The organism is Lactobacillus sp. LL6 (genome assembly GCF_007570935.1).
Lineage (GTDB): Bacteria > Bacillota > Bacilli > Lactobacillales > Lactobacillaceae > Lactobacillus.
This window is the reverse complement of the sequence record NZ_VLLR01000001.1, coordinates 54,340-75,682: the sequence shown is the minus strand read 5'-3', so window position 1 is coordinate 75,682 and position 21,343 is coordinate 54,340. Positions and strand designations below refer to the sequence as shown.

The window sequence follows — 21,343 nt, the reverse complement described above, 5'->3', positions numbered from 1 at the left end:
TACTCTCCAAAAATATTATATTATTGAACAAAAAACAACTTTAACTCTTTAATTTTTACTTTTATTCTGCTAATAAAAACTTTTGCAATTTAACTATTTTACCAGAAGCTTCAAGATTTACTGTAGGGAACTTGTCTTGATTGGTTACTAAAATCATAGTAATGGGATCATAACCTTTTTCTCTAATTAGCTCCGTATCCATCTCTAACAGTAAGTCTCCTTTATTAACTTCATCTCCTTGCTTTATATGAGCTCTAAAACCTTCCCCTTTCAAATTGACAGTATCAAGTCCGCAATGAATCAAGAGTTCTACATTATTGCTTCCTTTCAAACCTATTGCATGTTTAGATTCTTCATTAAAAACTCTTACTTTTGCATCAAATGGCGCATAAATTTTGCCATCACTTGGAAAAATAGCAGCACCATTTCCTAGCATACCTTGTGAAAATACTACATCATTAACATCGCTTAATTGTTCAACTTCACCAGAAAGGGGTGCATCAATGACAACCGCTTCTTTTTCACTAATCTTATCTTCTTTTGGCTTTTCTTCTTCAGGCAATCCCCAAAGTAGCTGAATTAAAAACGAAGAAATAAATGCAATACCTACGCCAATTAGTACAAACCATAAATTATTAAAGTTATGACCAATATAATTTGGAATAGTTAATAATCCCGGCATCCCTTGAGCATAGCGTTTAATACCCATAATTCCAAAGAATAGACCACCTAGTCCTCCCCCAATCATAGCGGAAATAAGTGGACGTCTATATCGCAGGTTAACTCCATATAGTGCTGGTTCTGTAATACCTAATACTGCAGAAAGGCCTGTTGAAAAACCTAAAGCTTTTAGTTTTTCATCTTTAGTTTTAGTTGCTACAGCTAATGCTGCTCCACCTTGAGCAATATTAGAAACTAGCATCCCTGGACCAACAACATTTTCCCAGCCAACTTTTGCCAAATTATTTATTCCAATCGATACTAAAGCATAGTGCATACCAGTCATTACTAATAATGGTGAAAGTGCACCAATAATAAATGAAATAAGCCAGCCCGCATAGCTATTAAGCCAAGTGATAAGCCAAGCTAAACCATCACCGAGCCATGCACCAATTGGAGCTAAGACAACTAAAGTCAACGGCGTCATAATTAACAAAATGACTAAGGGCGAAAATACTGTCCTTAATACTTTAGGCATAATTTTATTCACGAATGGTTCAACATATGATAGTGCCCAAATTGCTAACATAATTGGAACAACTGAAGAACTATAAGTGGTAGCTGTTACCGGTAAGCCAAAAAGCTTAATTGGATTCCCTGTTTTAGTTGCTACTGAAACCATTTGGACAAAGCTGGGATGTAGGAGCATTGCACCAATTACCATAGAAATATAACGATTTGTTTTTAGCTTAACAGACATAGATGAAGCTAAAAGAATTGGTAAGAAGTAAAATACTGAATCCCCGACAAAATTTAAAATTTGATATGTTTGACTAGTTTTAGAAATCCAGCCTAGCATTTCACAAATTACTAATAAAGCCTTTAAAAGACCTGACCCGGCTAATGCAGGAATAATAGGTGTGAAAGTTCCTGAAATTATATCCATTATTCGAGCGCCTAATTTTTGTTTACCATTAGCAGTTGCACTTTGACTTTTGGAACTTCCAATAGTCCCACCTTGCTTATAAAGTGTAATAAACTTATCGTAAAGTAGCGGGACATCATTTCCAATAATTATTTGTGTTTGACCACCTTGCTGAATTGCACCCAAAACTCCATTAAAACTTTCAATTTTATTTAAATCAGCTTTAGAATTATCAAACAAAGTTAATCGTAATCTTGTTGCACAGTGAGTAATATCTTTTACATTTCCAGCTCCACCCACTGCATTTAATATATTTTGAGCTAATTTATCCCAATCCATATTTTTCCTCCCTTTTTTATGTCTATTATCATAAAAAGCGTTTTCATAATAAACAGATCTAAATAAAATAAAAACAGTGTTGCTGATTTTTAGCACTTTTACCAAAAATCTAGCAACACTGTTGCAATATTATTAATCTTTCAAAAGAGGATTATCTGAATCTCGTTGGCCCTCCTCAAATAATTGGGCTACTTTAACTTTAAAATGATAGTTTTTAGTAAAGTTATGAGTAAAATATAATGAGTAAATATAATCAAAAAGATAGTTTTCTGAGACAACAATACTGTAGCTACCAAAGTTATCAGTTAACTTTTCTCCGGTTGCTAAATATAACTTATGCTTTACTTGCTTTTGTAAACTATTTTCTCCATACGATGTAATAGCCAAAACTGCTGCCTTCTTAGTTTTCAAATATTTAGCCAATCTAATTACAACAGGCGTTTCACCTGAATAAGAAACTAAAATAAAAAGCCAATCTCTTGCATGCATATCAGCAAAATAAAATGCACCATCCCTTGTATTATTGATTATAACCGTCTTACCAATTTTAAGCATCTTGTTCTTAAAAGCATAAAGAGGCCCAGGATCACCAACTGAAAAAAGCATTATTGTAGAATACGGTTCTAAAAATTTTGATAATTTTAATAAGTCCCTATCTTTTAAGAAATTATAAGTAGCATTAATTGTATCATGCTCCAATTTTTGAATCTTACCAGCAATCACGTTCGGACTATCACCATAATTAAATGGTAAATTGGGATTTATAGCTTGAGGATACTTTCTCAAATATTCAAATTCTTCAATCAATCTTTCACGAAAATCAATATATCCTTCAAATCCAGCTTTTTTGCAAAATCTCGAAAGAGTTGATGGTGCTACATGGAGTTCATTTGAAAGACTTCTTGCACTTTGATTCTTAATATTCGTATTCTTTTTTAGAATTAAGTTAGCAATATTCTCATCTATTTCAGTAAATTTTTCTTGATTTTGTAGCCAATCTGTAATTAACATAATTATTCCCCTAAAAATTAATTCACTTATCTATTAAAACCAATTATATTAGAAAAAGCATCCCTGATGGATGCTTTTTTAGTCAGCAAATAAAATATTATACATTGAATTTGAAAGTGGCTGCTTAAGTTGAAGATCCATTCCTACAGCTGCTTTTTTCTTTGGACCTAATAACTCTTCTTTAACACTTTCTTGCAAAATTTTCGCTTCTCCTAAATAAAAGAAGTCCTTTCCTGCAGCATCACTTCTTTTGACAAAAATGTGTAACTTCATATTAGGTTGAAGCAAATTTTGTACTTCTTTTGAATTTATATGACGAGGCGAGCGTGTATACCAGCGCAAAGTCTGCCCATCAGAAAAATCATTATGGTAGATACTGTTACGCTTTTCTTCAGAATCTTTTTTATAAGTAATAAAAATTGGTGTTTCGTTTTCCCCTACTCGATATCCATACATTGGCGCACTAACATCTAGCCGCCAATTCAAAAGACGACATACATCTTCTCGATTATATTTTTTGTATAAAGTAAATTGATTTTCAGCTGAATATTCCTGTGTTAATAATAGTCCCGTTTTAATTAAATCTTGCAAAAATTCCCGATACTGGGAATTTTTTAGCGCTAATTGCATTTGATTTGAAAAATAATATTGAGACTCAATTTTTTTAATCAATGCAAAATTACCATACTGCTCTTTCTTTGTAGTTTTACCAGCTTTTACATCAAAAAAGCTTAAAGTTAAAATCTTCTCGATAGACTCAAGAACATCATCATTTACATATATTTCTTTTTCTTTTAATTGCCTGATGTATTCTTTTTCTTCTACTTTGCCTTTTTGCAGTAATAAACTTAACAAAACTAATTCATGTGGTCTTTTACCTGCTAAGAGTTCTTTAGTTATAAAAGTTAGCGTCTTATTTTCATATTCAGATAACCGAATATCTTCGCCCATTTTTTGTAAAAACTCTGCATAGTTTTTCACTAAATTATTAGTCGCAAATACTAATGGAGAGCTTGAACCATATTTATAAAAGTCATAAAGCTTTGGTGTACGTCCTAATTTTTGTTTTAAGTCATTATATGAATTACGCAAATTCTTCATACTGTCTAGCTTAATTTTTTCTAGAGATGCCAAAATTCTCTTAGTTGCAATTTGATTAAAATTAATCGTTGAAACATTAATTAATTGTGGAATCTTAACTTCTTCATAGGCTTTATCTTTATCTAAACTTACATCATGGTTCAATGCCAAAGGAATTAGATAATTATTTTTATAATTACCAATAAAATCAATTACTGTAACAAATTCTTTACCAGGATATTTTCTAAGTCCGCGCCCTAATTGCTGAATAAAAACAATACTCGATTCAGTATTTCTCAGCATTATTATTTGATTAAGAGAGGGAATATCTACTCCTTCATTAAACAAATCAACAGTAATGATATATTCTATTTCTCCATTTTCTAAATCTTGTACAGCTTTTTGGCGAGCTTTTTCTGTATCTTGATTAGTTAATGAGATAGCCTTATGACCACGTAAACTAAATTCTTCAGCTAATTTTTTAGCTTCATCAGTTCTACTGCAAAAAACCAGCCCCTTAGGTTTACCGCCACAATAGCCATAATAATCAAGTTCGCGCAAAATATAATCGACTCGCTTTTTTGAAGTTAATTTATTTAAATTACTAGTTTCATCAATTATTTCACCATCTGCTTCATAGTCTTCTACCCCAACATAATGAAAAGGAGCTAGCATGTGTTCTTTTAAAGCATCTTGCAGACGAATTTCATAAGCTAAATTATAGTCAAAAATTTCATATACATTCTTCTCATCCATTCTTTCAGGAGTGGCTGTCATTCCTAGATAAAATTGAGGCTTAAAATAATTTAATACTTTTTGATAACTTGGTGCAGCTGAACGGTGAGCTTCATCAATTAAAATATAGTCAAATTCAGTCTGAGAAAATTCTTCCAGAATATGCTCTTGGCTCAAAGTTTGAACTGTCGCAAAAATATATTTTGCTTTCACATCATGCTTTTTACCAGTGAGCATCCCATAATCTGACTTTTTCCCACCAATTACTTGATAAAAACTCTCAAGTGCTTTTTTAGCAATTTGTTCACGGTGAACTACATACAGAAACTTTTTAGGTTTAAAATCTTTAACCGCAAATGCACCTAGATATGTCTTTCCAGTTCCAGTTGCTGAAACTACTAAGCCACGCTTTTCACCGACATTCACCAACTGGTTCAATTCTTTTAATGCTGCTTGCTGCATTTTATTAGGGATAATTTTTGGAGATTGTTTTTTAGAAAAATTTGTTGAAACTGGTTTTTCCCAATTCTGTTCGTAAGACTTTATCCAATCATCAGTTAAATCAAAACTATTTTGCTTTAATTCAGCCAAACTTGATTGTACTTGATTAATCAATGCAGCATTTTCCGAACTAGTAATTCTCATTGCTAATTCATAATTACTTAAAAGAGCAGAACGCGTAAAATTAGCACTTCCAACAATTATCGTGTCATAGTCATCATGATTAAAAAAATAACCTTTAGCATGAAAATTATCTTGAGAAATCCTAACTTTCAAATTCTTAATTTTTAATAATTCATAAAAAACTTTTGGACTATTAAATCCCAAATAATTTCCAGTAATTAAAGTTCCGGAAACTCCTTTTTTTGCTAAATCTTCCATTACCAATTTGAATGGAACTAGCATATCTTCGGTAATAAAAGCAACCGCCCAAGTAAAATTTTGACAAGTAAGCAATTCTTGGCGCAGAGTTAGCCAAATATTATCCTGTTTTCCATTAGTTAATAACTTAGGATTCAAATTTTCATGTCCTAAATATTTTTTATCATATAAACCATTTAGTAAGGCGTTTTTAAGTACTTTGTTCATTATTTCCTCCCTGTCATTATTCTACAAAAACAAAAATAGAAGCCCAAATTTTGAGCTTCTATTTCATTATCTTTACCAATTCCACTTATCTTTATATCTATATAAAATTAATGGAATTACTGATACCACCAAGCACATTAATGCTAATAACACAACGTAAGCAATACGCAAATTATTAGGCGTTCCAGTAGCTGGGATGAAAGTTACAAAGAATGCCACAATTGTAATTACCATCGCAACCAGTGCAATAATAATACTTAGCATTGGTATCTTAGTCATATAGTAAGTTCTGTGCAGATCCTCATGTTCACGTTTTAAAACAATATATGCTACCAGCATAATCATATATACCATCAAGTATTGTGCAGTAGTTCCAGCCAAAGAAACATTAAAAGCAAAATCTGCATCAGTACCACTTGTAAAGGTAACTAATACTGCAGAAACAGTCACAATAAGAGATTGAAGGACCATTAATCTAAATGGCACTTTGCGACTAGTTGTGTGTGCAAAGAATTTTGGCATGTAACCTTGCTTAGCTGCTTCATACATCCCTTGGTTAGGACCAGAAATCCAGTTTCCAAGTTCTCCAACTACTCCGCAAGCAAGCAACACGCCTACGATTTTTTGTAATAAATCACCAGGAAGACCAATTGAATTTAAAAGTTTTCCATAAGCAAAAACAAATCCTGTACTATTTTGAATTTCACTTTTTGGAACAGTCATTCCAATTGCCATACTTCCAAAAAGGTCAAAGCAAATCGCAGTTACTGCTAACCCAATCATTACTTTAGAGTAAGATTTAGGATGGATTAAATTCTTAACGTGAGGTGCTGATGCTTCTCCCCCACAAAAAGCGAGCATAAATGGAACAAAGGCTACTAAAGTTGCACCATCTAATTCATGTGGCAAAATTGTATGCCAATTAAGTGTCATATGCAATGGTCTGCCTTGAGCTACGTAAACGAAGAAAAAGACAATTAAACTAATTACAGGAAGAGCAATACCTAAGATAAATAACCATTCCGCTATTTGTCCAATTTTTCTAACACCAATTACTTGAATTGCGGTTGTAGCCCACAATATTAGCATCATCAAACCAAATCTTACAAAAGGATTAGTGTTAAACCAAGGTGTATCAAAAGCAATTGATAATGATCCAATTACCACATACATCATCGTACACATTCCCACAGTAATATGAATCCATTGATAGCACATTGCAGTCCAGCCGGTCTTTTCACCTAGAGATCCTTTAACCCAAGTAAAAATCCCACCTTCACTCCAGCCATCAATTGAAGCCATTTCTCCTGCCATCTGCGTAATTGGAATAAACCAAGCAATTCCAGCAATCAATAAATAAAATAATGCAGTAGGTCCAGTCTTACCAAATGGGGCCAATTCATTAACTGAAATAACCATCGAACTGGTCATTGCAAATAATTTAAATGCAGTTAACCGATTATAAACAAGATCTTTTTCTTGCCCCCAATTTTCTTGGCCAGTTACTTCTATTTCTTCGTCCACGTATTTTCAACTCCTAAAAAATATTCTCGTCTATTATACACTAGACCAATTAAAAAAAGCACCTAAATTTAGGTGCTTTTTTTAATATTTTAAAGGTCTATACCTAATAACATTGGGAAATAGTCTTCTTAATAAGCAAAAACAATCATTTCAGACCGATTTATTTTAGAAAAATCTAATTCCGCTCCAGCCTGAATCTTCATATGTTTCATTGATTATTGAAGAATATAACTTTGCGACATTTTTAGTAAGCTCAGATTTAATCGCTAAAGGTCGAAGATTTCCTTCTAAGTCTGCTAAAACTCTAGCAAAATATTTTTTGTGTTCAATTTGCTCTTTTGCAACTTTTAGAATTTGGCGTTCTTTTTCAGAAACTGTTGAATCCTTTAGAAGTATATTAATATCATTCAATAATTTTTCTTCTTGTTTGATTTTCTTTTTTCTTCCGAACATTTTTCCTCAATAAATATCAATTATATTTCAATCTCAAGCAATATTGGGCAGTGATCTGCTCGCTCACCTGTATCAATCATTTCAGAACGACTTACTTTATTCGCAATTCTGTCACTAACAAGCCAGTAATCAATTCTCCAGCCTGAATTATTAGCCTTGGCAGTTCTAACTCTTTGCGCCCACCAAGTGTAAACATCTTTCACATTACCGTTTACTTTTCTAAAAGAATCAGTAAAACCACTCTTAAGTAAATTATCAAATCCCGCACGCTCTTCATCAGTAAAACCTGCAGAATGGTGATTATTTTCGGGATGCTTCAAGTCAATTTCTGTATGAGCACAATTATAGTCACCACTTGCAATCACTGGCTTCTGCTTATCAAGTTCTACTAAGTATTCTGCATACTTTTTGTCCCATTCTTGACGCTCACTAAGCCGCTTTAAATCTCCTCCAGCATTTGGAGTGTAGACTTCAGTTACAAAAAATTCTGGAAACTCCAAAGTGATAATTCTTCCTTCTTGATCCATTGTACTTGGCGCACCAATTTCTGGATATGTAGCTTTTGGTGTTAAATCTTTCTTATATAAGTACATAGTGCCAGCGTAACCTTTTCTTGCTGGTTCAACAGAAGAACGCCAAACATAAGCATAATCTGGAAACATTGCCGATAAAATTTCTTTGTGTTTTTTAGTTGGACCAGTGGAACGCAGTTTAGTTTCTTGAATGGCAATTATGTCAGGATTTTGATTTTGAATTGTTTCTAAAACTTTTCGCGTTTTTTTAGCTCGATCTGACTCACTAGTAAGAGCCGCATTTAGTGAATCAATATTCCATGAAATTAATCTCATTATTATTCCTCTTTCTTTTTTCTTAATTATAAGCGATTTTGCTAAAGTTTTTTAAATCAAAAGAAAAAAGACTTCAACATATAGTCAAAGTCTTAACTAAAAATCATTAACCAATTATTTAAAATTTGCAATTTTCACATAACGCTTATTTGTTGCACTTGCTCCTTGGATACGATAGTAACGTTTACCATTCTTAAATTTGAAAGGACCTCCGTACGTAGTAATCGTTTGCCCCTTCTTTAAAACAGTTCTATCAGCTCGTCTTGTACTAGTAGCATAAATATAAGCATTATGCTTCAACACACGCCCATTTCCATAAATATTAGATGATTTTATATAAGCACTTTTATCAGCTAATTTTACAAATGAACTTCCATTAATATCAACAATTTCTTGATTAATAGTTACATCACGATATGCAGTATATTTTTCATCAGTCGGATTTCCATTTTTATCATATAAAATCGAAGTATGCATTAACTTTTTGGTCACCGTCTTGGTTTTAACAGGTGTCGAAGTAGTTGCACTATTAGCTAAATACTTAGTTGCAATCCATTTAACTGAATTATTCGTAGCATTTTGCGATTGCTTTGAAATACCAGTATAAAATTCTCCATTAGAAAACTTTACATTATCAGTAATGTAATATTGTTGTCCTTGATATACAGTATCTGTATCACCTAATCCAGTGACATAGCTTTGTGGTAACTTAAGAGTGAACAAACCACTTGGTTTTACAAAAACAGTAAATATGACTGTTTGAGTAGTACCTATATTACTAGTCGCTGTTAATTTTACAGTACCAACACTACCAGATATAGAAGTATCTACAGTATTTAAATCAACTTTGATTTTACTTTTATTTTCAGAATTTATCTTGTATTGACTTCCATCAGTTCCGATAAAATCAGTTGGGTTAAAACTAGAATTTGGTGCTACTTGAAAGTACAATCCATCTGGATTAACTGAAACCAATTTACCATCTTGCATAACTTGAACAGTAAGGTTAGATTTTTCAGTTGTCGTATTTGTTATAGATGGATTTTCATCAGCATTAACTAAACTAGAATTACTTGAAATGCTAATTATACCTATGGCTAAAAGTATACTAGTTGTAATGCCAATAATTTTCACTTTTTTCATAATTTATAATCCTTTTCTAAAATATAATAGTTACACAAAATTTCTAGCTAATACTTTTATCCTCTATTAGCTAGAAATTTTTAATTACTTATATTTTAACAAAACTTTAGATAGACCAATAATTTACTGCTCACCAATTTACTCTGTATATTCTGTTAATATCAGTCATATTCCCAGGTTTAGTTGTATTATGGTATGCAACTGTTAAGTATAAGTCATTATTTCCAATTAATTGGATTCCTTCAAATTCTGTATAATGATTAGCTATATCTAATGAAGTCGCATATGAAAGATTAATATAATCCCAATCTGATGTATTAGTATCACCCCATGGAATTTTAACTATTTTTCTATTAGTAGGATCGCCAGCTTTTTGACTTGAAATATAAATGTAATCACCATTTTCATCTACATCAAAGCCTTGAAGTGATCCAACCACACTAGTGCTTTCAATATTTGGAATTTCAAAAGACTTCACATAACTAATATTTCGAATATCAACTGGAGTAGTACCTGCATTATTAAGTGCAGAGTTAACATCGTTTAAATAATACAGTGAAAAATATCCATTGCCATCTGTATCACCACTTGCAATCATAAAATATTTATAGTTAGTAGAAACTGCTGCTTCTACTCTCTTCATATTATTACCAGAATAATACATTCCTCCAGCATAATTCAAATATGATAATCTTGGTACATCTGTATTGTAATATATCTTACCTGCTGGAATATGGATACGTGCTATTTGCTTAGTCCATCCATTATCCATCTTTTTAGTTCCTATAAACCAATCTCCAGATTGATTTGCATATTCCCAAGTTTGAGTATGCCCACCTGCAGAATAGCTTCCTTGACCATGCATTACTACAACTGGATCATATTTGTTAAAAGGTACATACAGTTCTCTAGTACCACGAGAAACATAGATATCCTGTTGATCATTACGCAATTGTAGAGCATAAACATACTTTGAACCAACATTTCCCTTTTGTACAACAACATGCCACAAATCATCATCACCATCATCAACATTGTTTAAGTAATATGCTGGACTTACATTAACGTTATTTATTTGGCTCATAATGTGCCTCCATAAAATTAACGGAACCTATGTCTTAGGTTCTTACACCTATTATTGTATGAGCTAATTAATTCAGCATAATAAAAATACCCACATATGGTTATTTTATTTTTTAAAGTATTCTATCTTGTTATCATAATTAAAATATCATTTTTAAAAGAAAGGTATATAAATTATGACTAAATACTACTGTTATACAATTGCTTTTATTTTATTAACTGGTTGGTTACCAATAATTACTAAGCCATTATTTCTTTCGTAATTTTATAAACTTAGAAAAACCTAATTCAAATTCTTTTGCTTTAGATTCTAAACCTATATTTCTTAATCCAGTTAAAAATTCATTCATTTTAGTTAGATCATCAGTTTCTAAATATTTAAATAAGGTATTAAGATAATTAATTCTAGTAATTTCATTTAAATATTTATCCGATAAATCAATTGTTTTGATTTGTTTAAAAATAAATCTAGCATTTTCAAAGTCTTGTTTTTCTATAAGACAAAATACAGCACTAATTAATGCATTCATTGCTAAATACTTATAATAGAAATTTTCTTTTTCCTCTACTAATGCACTATATATTTTTCGGGCATTTATATAAATACTTAATGCTGGTAATAATAATTCAGTATTTGCAAATAGTAAAATATCTTCTTGATTCCAAACTTCTATTTTTGAAAAATACAATTTAAGTCTTACTAAATCATCATTTTCTAGTAAACATTCATTAGTAAAATCCATATAAAAATTACATGCAATAGCTGCTTTAAAAAATAATTGTTCACTTTCTGGATTCCTATAATAATAGTTAATAAGTTTTTTAGCTATTTTTTTCAAACTTTTCTCATCATTGTCTTTTACTGCTTTTTCAATTGTTGCTGTATAAATGTCTAATATATTCGAATTATCAATTAGCTCATCTGATTGAATATGTAACTTATTTAAGAGTTTTCCTACTTTTTCAACAGACATTTCACCTTGTCCATTTTCCCATCTTTGTAAACTAGATGGAGAGGTTATATTTTCAGCTACTTTCCTTATAGTTAATTTTTTATAGTTAATTTTTTACTTTTTCGAAGTCTTCTAAATTTCTCTCCTATAGTTTCCATAATCAATTTATCTCTCCACTAAGTACAAATGTTCTTTTTTCTTAATTATAAACGATTTTTCAAAGCAAAAGAAAAAAGTTAGCATAGATTATTTCTAAACTAACTTTCTTTAAAAGGGAGTTGTGTTGAATGAGAATAATGAGAAATTTTTTGCATTAGTTTAACTAATGACACGATTGCGAAGTTTAATAAGAAAAAACGCGCTAGCAGCTAGGATGATAGAGCCACTCACGCCAGGGATGAGTGCAATCGTGAAAAAATGTGGACTTAGCAAACCATACACCGCTTCTGTAAAAATGGCGCCGGCAATACTAGAAACAGTAGTTGCGAGTATGTAAAAAATATTTATATTTTTCTCAACGATGATTCCAGCAAAAATACCGATAAGAGCGCTGATAATAATTATCCAAATAAGTTGAAGCGTAAGCATTTCCTAAAGTCCTTTCATTAAGATGTAAATAATAAGGAATAAGAAGATTTCTTTTAAATTGTATCTATAGGCATTTCCTCCTTCTTGTAAATCGCTTTAACATTTCTGCTATGTTTATAATATATCAGTTCGGTGACATTATGTCACTTAATATTGGTTCTCTTAATAAAAAGTTTAGAATTTCGGTTATTGCCTATTTGAAATCACATTCAAAATTTTGAAACCGCCTAAAAAACGAATAAAATTTAAAAAAATACACGTTTTTTTGATAAATTCTAAATTTTAGTGTTTTAACATTTAAACTCAAGTGTATAATAAGAAAAGGTCATACTATTAATTTTTACGGAGGTTGAATTATGACAAAGATTTTTGCTTACGCTATTCGTAAGGACGAAGAACCTTTCTTAAACGAATGGAAAGACGCTCACAAAGACGTCGAAGTTGAATATACTGATAAGCTTTTAACTCCTGAAACTGCTAAGTTAGCTAAGGGTGCTGATGGTGTTGTTGTTTACCAACAATTAGACTACACTCCTGAAACTCTTCAAGCTTTAGCAGACGCTGGCGTAACTAAGATGTCATTGCGTAATGTTGGTGTTGATAACATTGACATGGACAAGGCTAAGGAACTTGGCTTTGAAATTACTAATGTTCCTGTTTACTCACCAGACGCTATCGCAGAACATGCAGCTATTCAAGCAGCTCGTGTCCTTCGTCAAGACAAGCGTATGGATGAAAAGATGGCTAAACGTGACTTACGTTGGGCTCCAACTATTGGTCGTGAAGTTCGTGACCAAGTTGTTGGTGTCGTAGGTACTGGTCACATTGGTCAAGTATTTATGCAAATTATGGAAGGTTTTGGCGCTAAAGTTATCGCTTACGATATCTTCAAGAACCCAGAACTTGAAAAGAAGGGTTACTACGTAGATTCACTTGATGACCTTTACAAGCAAGCTGACGTAATTTCACTTCACGTTCCAGATGTTCCAGCTAACGTTCACATGATTAATGACGACTCAATCAAGGAAATGAAAGATGGCGTTGTAATCGTAAACGTATCACGTGGTCCACTTGTTGACACTGATGCTGTAATCCGCGGTTTGGATTCAGGCAAGATCTTCGGCTTCGTAATGGATACTTACGAAGGTGAAGTTGGTGTATTCAACGAAGATTGGGAAGGCAAGGAATTCCCAGACAAGCGTTTAGCAGACTTAATTGACCGTCCAAACGTTTTGGTAACTCCTCACACTGCTTTCTACACTACTCACGCTGTAAGAAACATGGTAACTAAGGCATTTGACAACAACTTAGCTTTAGTTGAAGGTAAAGAACCAGAAAGTCCAGTTAAGTTAGACAAGTAATTTCAACCTGCCCGTATTTTAAAACTGGATATAAACAAATAGCGACTAGGCATTAGGCTTAGTCGCTATTTTTATTTTTGCTAAAAATAAGTTTTTGTAATAAAATATAGATAGAAAAAAGAAAGCACCTTTTGCAGAAGGTACTTTCTCAATTATAAACAGACCGTTAAAACGGTGGCAAATCGAAACATTAAAAAACGCTCCATGCTCTACCAAAAGTTAAAGCGTTTTTTCTTTTACTTTCTTTTTCGCAATCTGCATATTTTCTGTACTAATGTACGGAAAAATCGCCATACGATTTTGGCAAAATCTACTGTAGCAATAAATGCTTCAGTGAGATAACTGACCGCTTTTATTTGAGCTTTTGCCATCACAGCCAGTGCCTCAAAGATGATAGTCATTGCAGTAATAATTGCAAGTATCATCCCAAGCAAAGTTTGCACCTCCTTTAAGTTGGTTTCTTTTGTGCTTATTCATTTGAAACATAAGCACACCCTCCTCTCTAGAAGTGCCACCGCTATTAACTTTTTCTGTTCTTAAATATTATATCAAACTTTAAGCTGAAATTTATTGATTTATTACCATTTTTAAATTAACTCCCAGTGTTCCACATGGAACACTTTTTTATTTTAACGGAAACTGATATGGATACTGCGCATACTCTGGTACCTTATCCCACACAACAGTGTGACCTGCACCATGAGAACAAAAAACTGAATTTGGAGTATTATCAATATCTGACATCGGATCATAATCACGTGCAGCAATTACTTCATCAGAATTGTGGCATTTTCTATATCCTGCAAAAATGCACTCCAAACTTCCCTCACCATGCGTGTAACTCCGCACCTGACTTGCATAGTCACGCATTTCACTAACCGGAGCTTTCCCTGTAATTACACTGCTAGTTCCATAATCTTCGGGAGTATCAAACTGTCCTGCCATTTTTTGAATGTCAGTCATTGCTCGTCCAACTTCATTTGTTGGGATTTCTAAGCGAAAATCATACCATGGCTCAAGAATTTCAATTGCATTTTGTGCATTCAATTCCATCAAGCCTTGTCGTACTCCTCGACTTGTTGCTTCTCTAAAGTCTCCTCCCACAGTATGAACATTACTTGCTCGCCCTCCAATCAAGGTAATTTTTATATTATCAATTGGAAAACCTGCCAAAACTCCCAAATGTGTTTTACTTTTAAGAGCTGTCATAATTTGGTGCTGATAGTTTTTATCTAAAACTTCCAAACTGCAATTACTTGCAAAAGTCAATCCATCGTTAGGCTCCATCAAAAAATGTACTTCTGAATAATGTCTCAATGGTTCAAAGTGTCCCACTGCTTCAATTGGCTTAGTGATGGTTTCCTTATATAAAACACTACCTTGATTAAATTCAACTTCTAAATTAAATCGTTCAAGTAATAATTGCTTTAAAATTTCCAGCTGCATTTCGCCCATTAATTCTACTTGAATTTCTTCTAATTCTTTATTCCAAGTTACATTTAAGAGTGGATCTTCATCATTTAATTTTTTTAAAGCTGTTAAACATGAATGAAGATCATCATTTTCTGGAATTACTTTATACGTTAAAACTGGCTTTAATTGCGTCTCAGTTAAATCATTGATTCCTATTCCTTGTCCTGGATAAGAACTAGTGATACCAGTTACCGCAACTATTTCACCACTAGAAGCTTCTTGAACTACTTCATAACTTTCTCCATTATAAGTCCGAATTTGGTTAATTTTTTCTTCTGGCAATAACTCACTCTTCGCCTTCAAATTGCCGCCAAGAATACGCAACCATGTTAAACGCTCACCTTTTTTATCATGTGTAATTTTAAATACTCGTGCAGAAAAATCAGCTTTGAATTTAGATTCTTGTCCCCACTTATCTATTCCTGCTAAAAATTTCCTTACTCCATCTAACTTAAGTGCTGAGCCAAAATATACTGGAAAAACTTTTCTATTTTTAATAGCATTTTGCACATTAATATCGTCTAAACTATCCTTATCTAGATATTTTTCAAGAAGCTGTTCATCACTTGCTGCAACATTTTCAAGAAAATCTGAATCCTCAAAATCAACACAATTTTGATTAAGATTTTTCTGTATATCAGCTAAAACCTCTTCTTTATTTATTCCTGCCATATCCATCTTATTAACAAAAATGAAAACTGGAATGTTGCGCTTTTCAAGCATTCGCCAAAGCTGTCTTGTGTAACTAGTCACTCTATCGCTTGCTGAAATTACTAGAATTGCATAATCTAATACACTCAAGACATTTTCAGTTTGAGCACCAAAGTCCACGTGTCCCGGTGTATCAAGGAGAGTAATTTCCATATTATCAGTAGTGATTTTTGCTTCATGAGAAAAAATCGTAATCCCACGTTTTTTCTCTAAGTTATCCGAATCAAGAAATGCATCCCCATTGTCTACTCGGCCCAGTTTTCTTAAGTTACCAGATTTATACATCATTGCCTCTGATAAGGTAGTCTTGCCAGCATCTACATGAGTAATAATTCCTGCTGTAAGTTGTTTCATTATTTTCACCTCGTTATTATAATTTTACGCTAAAAAAGTCGTAGGCTATATCAACCTACGACTTTTAATGATTATTTTTTAAAACTCCGCCTTATCAGGATCTTGTGCAGTCTTTGCAACACCATGAAGATTGTCCAAACTCTTCATATCTTCTGGACTAATTTCAAAATCAAAGACATCACTATTTGCCTTAATGTATTCTGGGTGAACAGATTTTGGCAATGGCAAAAATCCATGTTGAAGTGACCAGCGAATTAATACTTGAGCAGGAGACTTACCATAATGTGCGCCAATTTCTTTTACAGTTTCATTTCCAAGTAAGCCACCAGTTCCAAGAGGACTATAAGCTTCGTTCAAGATTCCAAGTTCATCATTATATTTCACAAGCTCTTCTTGCATGTCACTTGGGTTTAAGTAGTTTTGGTTAACAGCAGGCTTAATTTCTGCAGTCTTTAATAGTTCATCAATGTGCTTTTTTCTAAAATTAGAAATACCAATTGCACGCAATTTGCCAGCCTTAACCGCTTCTTCCATAGCTTGCCAGCTTTCAGCATTCATTTCAGCCCAATTGTCACGCATTGCGGCAGGATTTGGCCAGTGAATCAAGTAAAGATCTAAATAATCCAGTCCTAATTTCATTAAGCTAGTATCAATTGCCTTTTTTATTTAAGTAGCCTTTATTTACTTTTCCATTATAAAATTTTTTTAGTTTTTTATAAATTGGACTAGTAACCATTAGTTGATTTTCTGTTCCATAGGATTCTATTTTTCCTTTATCGATAACTACAATATTATCATCATTTTGAAAATTTGATAATTTATGAGTAATATTTAAAATTATTCGTCCAGAATTATTTTCTTTCAAAAAAGAATAAATCATATAATCATTTTTTGAATCTACATTTGATGAAACCTCATCAATTAATAAAATTGTTTTTTTAGATAAAACTCCACGTAATAATGCTATCCTTTGTTTTTCTCCACCTGAAAGTATTGAAGAATCACGAGATATTTTAGTATCTAGTCCTTTAGGAAGTTTATTTACAATATTTTTTAATCCTATTTTTGATAAATAATTTAATATTTCATCATCCGTATACTTTTCCTTAACTCCATATAATATATTCATTCTCAAAGTATCTTCAAACATATTTATACTTTGGGAAATATACGCAATATTATTTCTCCAATCATAGGTACTGTAATTAGAATCATTATTTATACTTAAAGATCCAGAAGTTGGAATAATAAATTTACAAATTATATTAAAAATAGTACTTTTTCCAGCTCCACTAAATCCTACAATATTGTAAAAATTATTGATTTTAAAGTTAAAAGAAAAATCATCAATTATTTTTTCACCATTTTTAGAAAATACTATATTTTTTAGTATTAGGCTTGAAATATTTTTATTAGTATGAAAGTTAATTATATTTTTACCTTCATCTTCGAAGTTTAAAATATCGTAAATTCTGCTACTTGCTCCACTTGCAACACTTATTTTATTCCAAAATGTAACTATTGTTATTAAAGATGGCATTAATTGAATAATATATACAATAAATGCAAATAAATTACCTGGTGTAATAATTCCCTTAATAACTCTATATGCACCAAAAAATATCATACCGATTATTGTAGATACAAAAATCAACATTATTATAGGTGTAATAATTGACTGTACCATATTTCTTTTCATATCAAAATTATATATTTTCTTAAATTGATTATTTCCACCAATTATCTCACTCGTTAGCGTACTACTAGTTTTTATTAAACGAATATTATTTAATTTATCAAGTATATAATTAGAAGTATTAGCATTAGCTTTTTGTACTTCTTTAGAATTTTTAAATAGAAACTTTCCCAAAGGATATATTATTATTGTTATAAATGGAATATTAACAGCAATTAATAATGTTAATAATGCGTCCAATTTTATCAAAATAAATATTGTACCTATAACTGTAAATATTCCTGTAATAAATTCTGCTACTTCTGTCGAAAATATCTCGTTCAATAAATTTGTGTCATTCATTAAACGAGATATAATTTCCCCATTACTATTTTTTTCAAAGAATCCAAATTTTGCATTTAATATTTTTTTCCATAATTTTTCTCTTAAGTTTAGAACCACAAGTTCTCCAACTCGCGCTAATAAATACATTGAAATTCCCGTAAATAGTAAATCTAACAAAGCAATTAAAATCAACATGAATATAGACATAGGTGTAAAGTTATTTTTAGTTATATCATTAATTATATTTTTTAATAAAATGGGAAATGATAATGATGCAATCGTACTCAACAAACTAAACAATATACCTATGCTTAACATTACCTTATCTATCTTTACTATTTTTAAAATATTTCTTATATTATCAATCACAATTTAACCTTTCTATTTTTGCAATATATATATTGCATTATTAAATGTTATTATGTATAATTTTTAATATCGTTAGGAGAATTATGTACAATAAAGTTAAACTATTTAGAGAAAAACTTAATAAAAGTCAAAAAGAAGTGGCAAAAGAAATCGGTGTAACTAGGCAAACTATTTCATTAATTGAAGTTGGAAAATATAATCCTACATTGAAACTTTGTGTCTTATTAGCTAAAAGCTTACATACAGATTTAAATACATTATTTTGGAGTGATGACTATGAAAATTAAAGATGAAAGATTAGAAAATAAGGATAAAGAAGTAATTATTAGATCATTTATTGTTTTAAACTTGCTCCTATTAGGTTTTATTTTATTTTATGGAAAAAATATCTTAATAAGCTCTATCTCACCTAATTTAGCAATCTTTTTTATAATGCTTATTACAGTAATATATGCATGTTTAGATTTTTATATCTCTGGTACATTACTACCTGACGTAGAGGATAAAAATGATATTAAACATAAAGTCATCAATATTAGTGAGGGATTATTAAGTATTAATGGTCTAGGTATAATTTTATATTTATTAAATAATAACTTTAATTTTTATTCTCTTACTATAGTAATAGCTACTTTCTTACTCATAGATGTTATTATCGTAATACTTACTATAATTTTATTATTCATATGGATAAAGCTAATTAATCATCATTAAATATAATAAAAGCTGGTAATCTTGACTATGTTGATTACCAGCTTTTATTATATTTAAAAGTCCCAGCCAAAAATTTTATGAGCGGCCCAACCAGCACCACCAGCGGCGGCTGATTTTCCAATGAACTTTAAGCCTGCTTTTACAACTGCTCCCATTTATTATTCCTCTCTTACTTCCAAAGCTTTTTGCCAAGATCCCAGCCAATTGATTCAGGAATCCAACCAGCAATTTTTTTGCCAAATTTTATGAATTTTCCCATGTAGCCATTTCCTTTCTTTTCTTTTTAACATTAGCCAAAGAATTTTTTCAAGCCTCCATAGGTAAAACCACCTATTGCTCCACCAGCTAAGCCTTTAATAGCCCATTTAACGCCTGCTTTTGCAATTGCTCCCACTTTCATATCTCCTTCTATATGTTAACCAATTAATACATCTTAGTACATTTTATCTTATTTTAAATATAAATCAATACAAAAAATTAAAATAAAGTACCTTTTTTAACTAAAACTCCGCCTTATCAGGATCTTGTGCAGTCTTTGCAACACCATGAAGATTGTCCAACCTCTTCATATCTTCTGGACTAATTTCAAAATCAAAGACATCACTATTTGCCTTAATGTATTCTGGGTGAACAGATTTTGGCAATGGCAAAAATCCATGTTGAAGTGACCAGCGAATTAATACTTGAGCAGGAGACTTACCATAATGTGCGCCAATTTCTTTTACAGTTTCATTTCCAAGTAAGCCACCGGTTCCAAGAGGACTATAAGCTTCGTTCAAGATTCCAAGTTCATCATTATATTTCACAAGCTCTTCTTGCATGTCACTTGGATTTAAGTAGTTTTGGTTAACAGCAGGCTTAATTTCTGCAGTCTTTAATAGTTCATCAATATGCTTTTTTCTAAAATTAGAAATACCAATTGCACGAATTTTCCCAGCCTTAACTGCTTCTTCCATAGCTTGCCAGCTTTCGGCATTCATTTCAGCCCAATTGTCACGCATTGCAGCAGGATTTGGCCAGTGAATCAAGTAAAGATCTAAATAATCCAGTCCTAATTTCATTAAGCTAGTATCAATTGCCTTTTTAGCAGCTTGATAACCGTGATCACTATTCCAAAGTTTAGTAGTAACAAATAAATCATGACGATTTACACCACTTTTTGTAATTGCACGACCGACACTTTCTTCATTGCCATAAGCTGCAGCAGTATCAATATGACGGTATCCAGAGTTAAGTGCTGCTAATACTGACTCTTCTGCAACTTCACCGCTAGGTGTTTGCCAAGTTCCAAAACCCATAACCGGGATTTCAACACCATTATTTAACTTATAAGTATCTGTAAGTGAATTAAATTCCATAATTTCCTCCTTTTATTTTACTTGCTTACTTAATGTTAGCAAATAAATGTGGCGTTTTTGTGAAGATAACTAAAAAAAGCTGGAGTTTTAATCTCCAACTTTTTTGCTTTTTTCTCTTTCCAAAATATCTCCAATAATATCAGCCAATGTTATCTGTTTCATTCGCATATAAGCCAAATCTTCAATTTCATTATAGTAATGAGTAAGAGTATCTTGGATGTTATTTCCTACAATACATTGAGGATTAGTTTTTGGATCAATATGCAATAAGTTATGATCCATATTAATAGCTTGATAAACATCATACAAACTAATATCTTTTGGATTTTTGGCTAATTTTGGGGCAACTTTCCCCTTTTGAGTTTCAATAATATTTGCTTTACGTAAATCCGACATTAACTGACGAACTATACTTGGATTAGATTCTATACTAGATGCAATTGCCCTACTTGAAAGATCTCCATCTTTATAAATATCAAGATAGCTAAGCAAATGAATTGCATCACTTAATTTATAAGAGTACTTCATATCACCATTGTAAGCTGATACTCA

At 31.6% G+C, this 21,343-nt stretch carries 18 protein-coding genes and 1 pseudogene; 3 read left to right on the top strand and 16 right to left on the bottom strand.

Features of this window, described 5'->3' with window-relative positions:
- Positions 1 to 61: 61 nt before the first annotated feature.
- From FOD82_RS00375 to FOD82_RS00330, 10 genes are all read right to left on the bottom strand, one after another.
- Entirely contained in the window at positions 62 to 1,924 is a 1,863-nt protein-coding gene (locus tag FOD82_RS00375; protein WP_144354543.1) for a beta-glucoside-specific PTS transporter subunit IIABC, read from the bottom strand.
- A gap of 132 nt (positions 1,925 to 2,056) precedes the next feature.
- Positions 2,057 to 2,935 (bottom strand): MurR/RpiR family transcriptional regulator, encoded by an 879-nt coding sequence (locus FOD82_RS00370; RefSeq protein WP_144354542.1) that lies wholly within the window; start codon positions 2,933 to 2,935, stop codon positions 2,057 to 2,059.
- Positions 2,936 to 3,013: 78 nt separating this feature from the next.
- Positions 3,014 to 5,839 (bottom strand): DEAD/DEAH box helicase, encoded by a 2,826-nt coding sequence (locus FOD82_RS00365; RefSeq protein ID WP_144354541.1) that lies wholly within the window; start codon positions 5,837 to 5,839, stop codon positions 3,014 to 3,016.
- A gap of 72 nt (positions 5,840 to 5,911) precedes the next feature.
- Positions 5,912 to 7,363, bottom strand: a complete 1,452-nt coding sequence (locus FOD82_RS00360) for an amino acid permease (RefSeq protein ID WP_242450185.1) — start codon at positions 7,361 to 7,363, stop codon at positions 5,912 to 5,914.
- 165 nt (positions 7,364 to 7,528) lie between these two features.
- On the bottom strand, positions 7,529 to 7,816 hold the full coding sequence (locus FOD82_RS00355; RefSeq protein ID WP_144354540.1) for a bacteriocin immunity protein: 288 nt from the start codon (positions 7,814 to 7,816) through the stop codon (positions 7,529 to 7,531).
- Positions 7,817 to 7,836: 20 nt separating this feature from the next.
- A complete protein-coding gene (locus FOD82_RS00350) occupies positions 7,837 to 8,664 on the bottom strand; it encodes an exodeoxyribonuclease III (protein ID WP_144354539.1) in 828 nt (275 codons plus the stop codon).
- Between the two features lie 114 nt (positions 8,665 to 8,778).
- A complete protein-coding gene (locus tag FOD82_RS00345) occupies positions 8,779 to 9,807 on the bottom strand; it encodes an SLAP domain-containing protein (RefSeq protein WP_144354538.1) in 1,029 nt (342 codons plus the stop codon).
- Positions 9,808 to 9,937: 130 nt separating this feature from the next.
- Positions 9,938 to 10,891, bottom strand: a complete 954-nt coding sequence (locus tag FOD82_RS00340) for a helveticin J family class III bacteriocin (protein ID WP_144354537.1) — start codon at positions 10,889 to 10,891, stop codon at positions 9,938 to 9,940.
- Positions 10,892 to 11,138: 247 nt separating this feature from the next.
- Complete coding sequence (locus FOD82_RS00335) at positions 11,139 to 11,933, bottom strand: hypothetical protein (RefSeq protein WP_277950087.1); 795 nt, start codon at positions 11,931 to 11,933, stop codon at positions 11,139 to 11,141.
- Between the two features lie 228 nt (positions 11,934 to 12,161).
- Positions 12,162 to 12,431 carry a hypothetical protein gene (locus FOD82_RS00330; protein WP_144354536.1) on the bottom strand — a complete coding sequence of 90 codons (270 nt, stop codon included), beginning with the start codon at positions 12,429 to 12,431 and terminating at the stop codon, positions 12,162 to 12,164.
- A 356-nt stretch (positions 12,432 to 12,787) separates the two neighbouring features.
- Here FOD82_RS00330 and FOD82_RS00325 point away from each other — a divergent pair, with 356 nt between their 5' ends.
- Positions 12,788 to 13,792: a D-2-hydroxyacid dehydrogenase gene (locus FOD82_RS00325; protein ID WP_144354535.1), complete on the top strand. Its 1,005-nt coding sequence runs from the start codon at positions 12,788 to 12,790 to the stop codon at positions 13,790 to 13,792.
- Positions 13,793 to 14,028: 236 nt separating this feature from the next.
- On the opposite strand, the gene FOD82_RS00320 is transcribed toward FOD82_RS00325, so the two are convergent.
- From FOD82_RS00320 to FOD82_RS00305, 4 genes and pseudogenes are all read right to left on the bottom strand, one after another.
- Positions 14,029 to 14,226, bottom strand: coding sequence for a hypothetical protein (locus FOD82_RS00320; protein WP_144354534.1), 198 nt, complete (start codon positions 14,224 to 14,226; stop codon positions 14,029 to 14,031).
- Between the two features lie 190 nt (positions 14,227 to 14,416).
- Entirely contained in the window at positions 14,417 to 16,330 is a 1,914-nt protein-coding gene (locus tag FOD82_RS00315; protein WP_144354533.1) for a TetM/TetW/TetO/TetS family tetracycline resistance ribosomal protection protein, read from the bottom strand.
- 78 nt (positions 16,331 to 16,408) lie between these two features.
- A pseudogene (locus FOD82_RS00310) lies at positions 16,409 to 16,993 on the bottom strand (aldo/keto reductase); the annotation flags it as partial.
- The gene (locus FOD82_RS00305) at positions 16,980 to 18,668 is read right to left on the bottom strand and encodes an ABC transporter ATP-binding protein (protein ID WP_242450211.1); all 1,689 of its coding nucleotides are present in this window, start codon (positions 18,666 to 18,668) and stop codon (positions 16,980 to 16,982) included. The pseudogene FOD82_RS00310 and the gene FOD82_RS00305, both read right to left, overlap by 14 nt.
- Before the next feature lie 134 nt (positions 18,669 to 18,802).
- Between FOD82_RS00305 and FOD82_RS00300 the strand changes: the two genes are divergently transcribed.
- On the top strand, positions 18,803 to 19,006 hold the full coding sequence (locus FOD82_RS00300) for a helix-turn-helix transcriptional regulator (protein ID WP_144354531.1): 204 nt from the start codon (positions 18,803 to 18,805) through the stop codon (positions 19,004 to 19,006).
- Positions 18,996 to 19,433: a hypothetical protein gene (locus tag FOD82_RS00295; RefSeq protein WP_144354530.1), complete on the top strand. Its 438-nt coding sequence runs from the start codon at positions 18,996 to 18,998 to the stop codon at positions 19,431 to 19,433. Before FOD82_RS00300 ends, FOD82_RS00295 begins: the two co-directional genes overlap by 11 nt.
- A gap of 500 nt (positions 19,434 to 19,933) precedes the next feature.
- Here FOD82_RS00295 and FOD82_RS00290 read toward each other — a convergent pair whose 3' ends face one another.
- Positions 19,934 to 20,791, bottom strand: a complete 858-nt coding sequence (locus FOD82_RS00290; RefSeq protein ID WP_144354529.1) for an aldo/keto reductase — start codon at positions 20,789 to 20,791, stop codon at positions 19,934 to 19,936.
- Positions 20,792 to 20,878: 87 nt separating this feature from the next.
- Positions 20,879 to 21,319, bottom strand: a complete 441-nt coding sequence (locus FOD82_RS00285; RefSeq protein ID WP_144354528.1) for an Rrf2 family transcriptional regulator — start codon at positions 21,317 to 21,319, stop codon at positions 20,879 to 20,881.
- Between the last annotated feature and the right edge of the window lie 24 nt (positions 21,320 to 21,343).

What these genes read in the sequence shown, in the direction of transcription:
- FOD82_RS00365 (WP_144354541.1), bottom strand. Translation starts at nt 5,839, where the DNA reads ATGAACAAAGTACTTAAAAACGCCTTACTAAATGGTTTATATGATAAA.
- FOD82_RS00305 (WP_242450211.1), bottom strand. Translation starts at nt 18,668, where the DNA reads ATGTTAAGCATAGGTATATTGTTTAGTTTGTTGAGTACGATTGCATCA.
- FOD82_RS00325 (WP_144354535.1), top strand. Translation starts at nt 12,788, where the DNA reads ATGACAAAGATTTTTGCTTACGCTATTCGTAAGGACGAAGAACCTTTC.
- FOD82_RS00375 (WP_144354543.1), bottom strand. Translation starts at nt 1,924, where the DNA reads ATGGATTGGGATAAATTAGCTCAAAATATATTAAATGCAGTGGGTGGA.
- FOD82_RS00290 (WP_144354529.1), bottom strand. Translation starts at nt 20,791, where the DNA reads ATGGAATTTAATTCACTTACAGATACTTATAAGTTAAATAATGGTGTT.
- FOD82_RS00355 (WP_144354540.1), bottom strand. Translation starts at nt 7,816, where the DNA reads ATGTTCGGAAGAAAAAAGAAAATCAAACAAGAAGAAAAATTATTGAAT.
- FOD82_RS00330 (WP_144354536.1), bottom strand. Translation starts at nt 12,431, where the DNA reads ATGCTTACGCTTCAACTTATTTGGATAATTATTATCAGCGCTCTTATC.
- FOD82_RS00340 (WP_144354537.1), bottom strand. Translation starts at nt 10,891, where the DNA reads ATGAGCCAAATAAATAACGTTAATGTAAGTCCAGCATATTACTTAAAC.
- FOD82_RS00295 (WP_144354530.1), top strand. Translation starts at nt 18,996, where the DNA reads ATGAAAATTAAAGATGAAAGATTAGAAAATAAGGATAAAGAAGTAATT.
- FOD82_RS00345 (WP_144354538.1), bottom strand. Translation starts at nt 9,807, where the DNA reads ATGAAAAAAGTGAAAATTATTGGCATTACAACTAGTATACTTTTAGCC.
- FOD82_RS00285 (WP_144354528.1), bottom strand. Translation starts at nt 21,319, where the DNA reads ATGAAGTACTCTTATAAATTAAGTGATGCAATTCATTTGCTTAGCTAT.
- FOD82_RS00315 (WP_144354533.1), bottom strand. Translation starts at nt 16,330, where the DNA reads ATGAAACAACTTACAGCAGGAATTATTACTCATGTAGATGCTGGCAAG.
- FOD82_RS00350 (WP_144354539.1), bottom strand. Translation starts at nt 8,664, where the DNA reads ATGAGATTAATTTCATGGAATATTGATTCACTAAATGCGGCTCTTACT.
- FOD82_RS00300 (WP_144354531.1), top strand. Translation starts at nt 18,803, where the DNA reads ATGTACAATAAAGTTAAACTATTTAGAGAAAAACTTAATAAAAGTCAA.
- FOD82_RS00370 (WP_144354542.1), bottom strand. Translation starts at nt 2,935, where the DNA reads ATGTTAATTACAGATTGGCTACAAAATCAAGAAAAATTTACTGAAATA.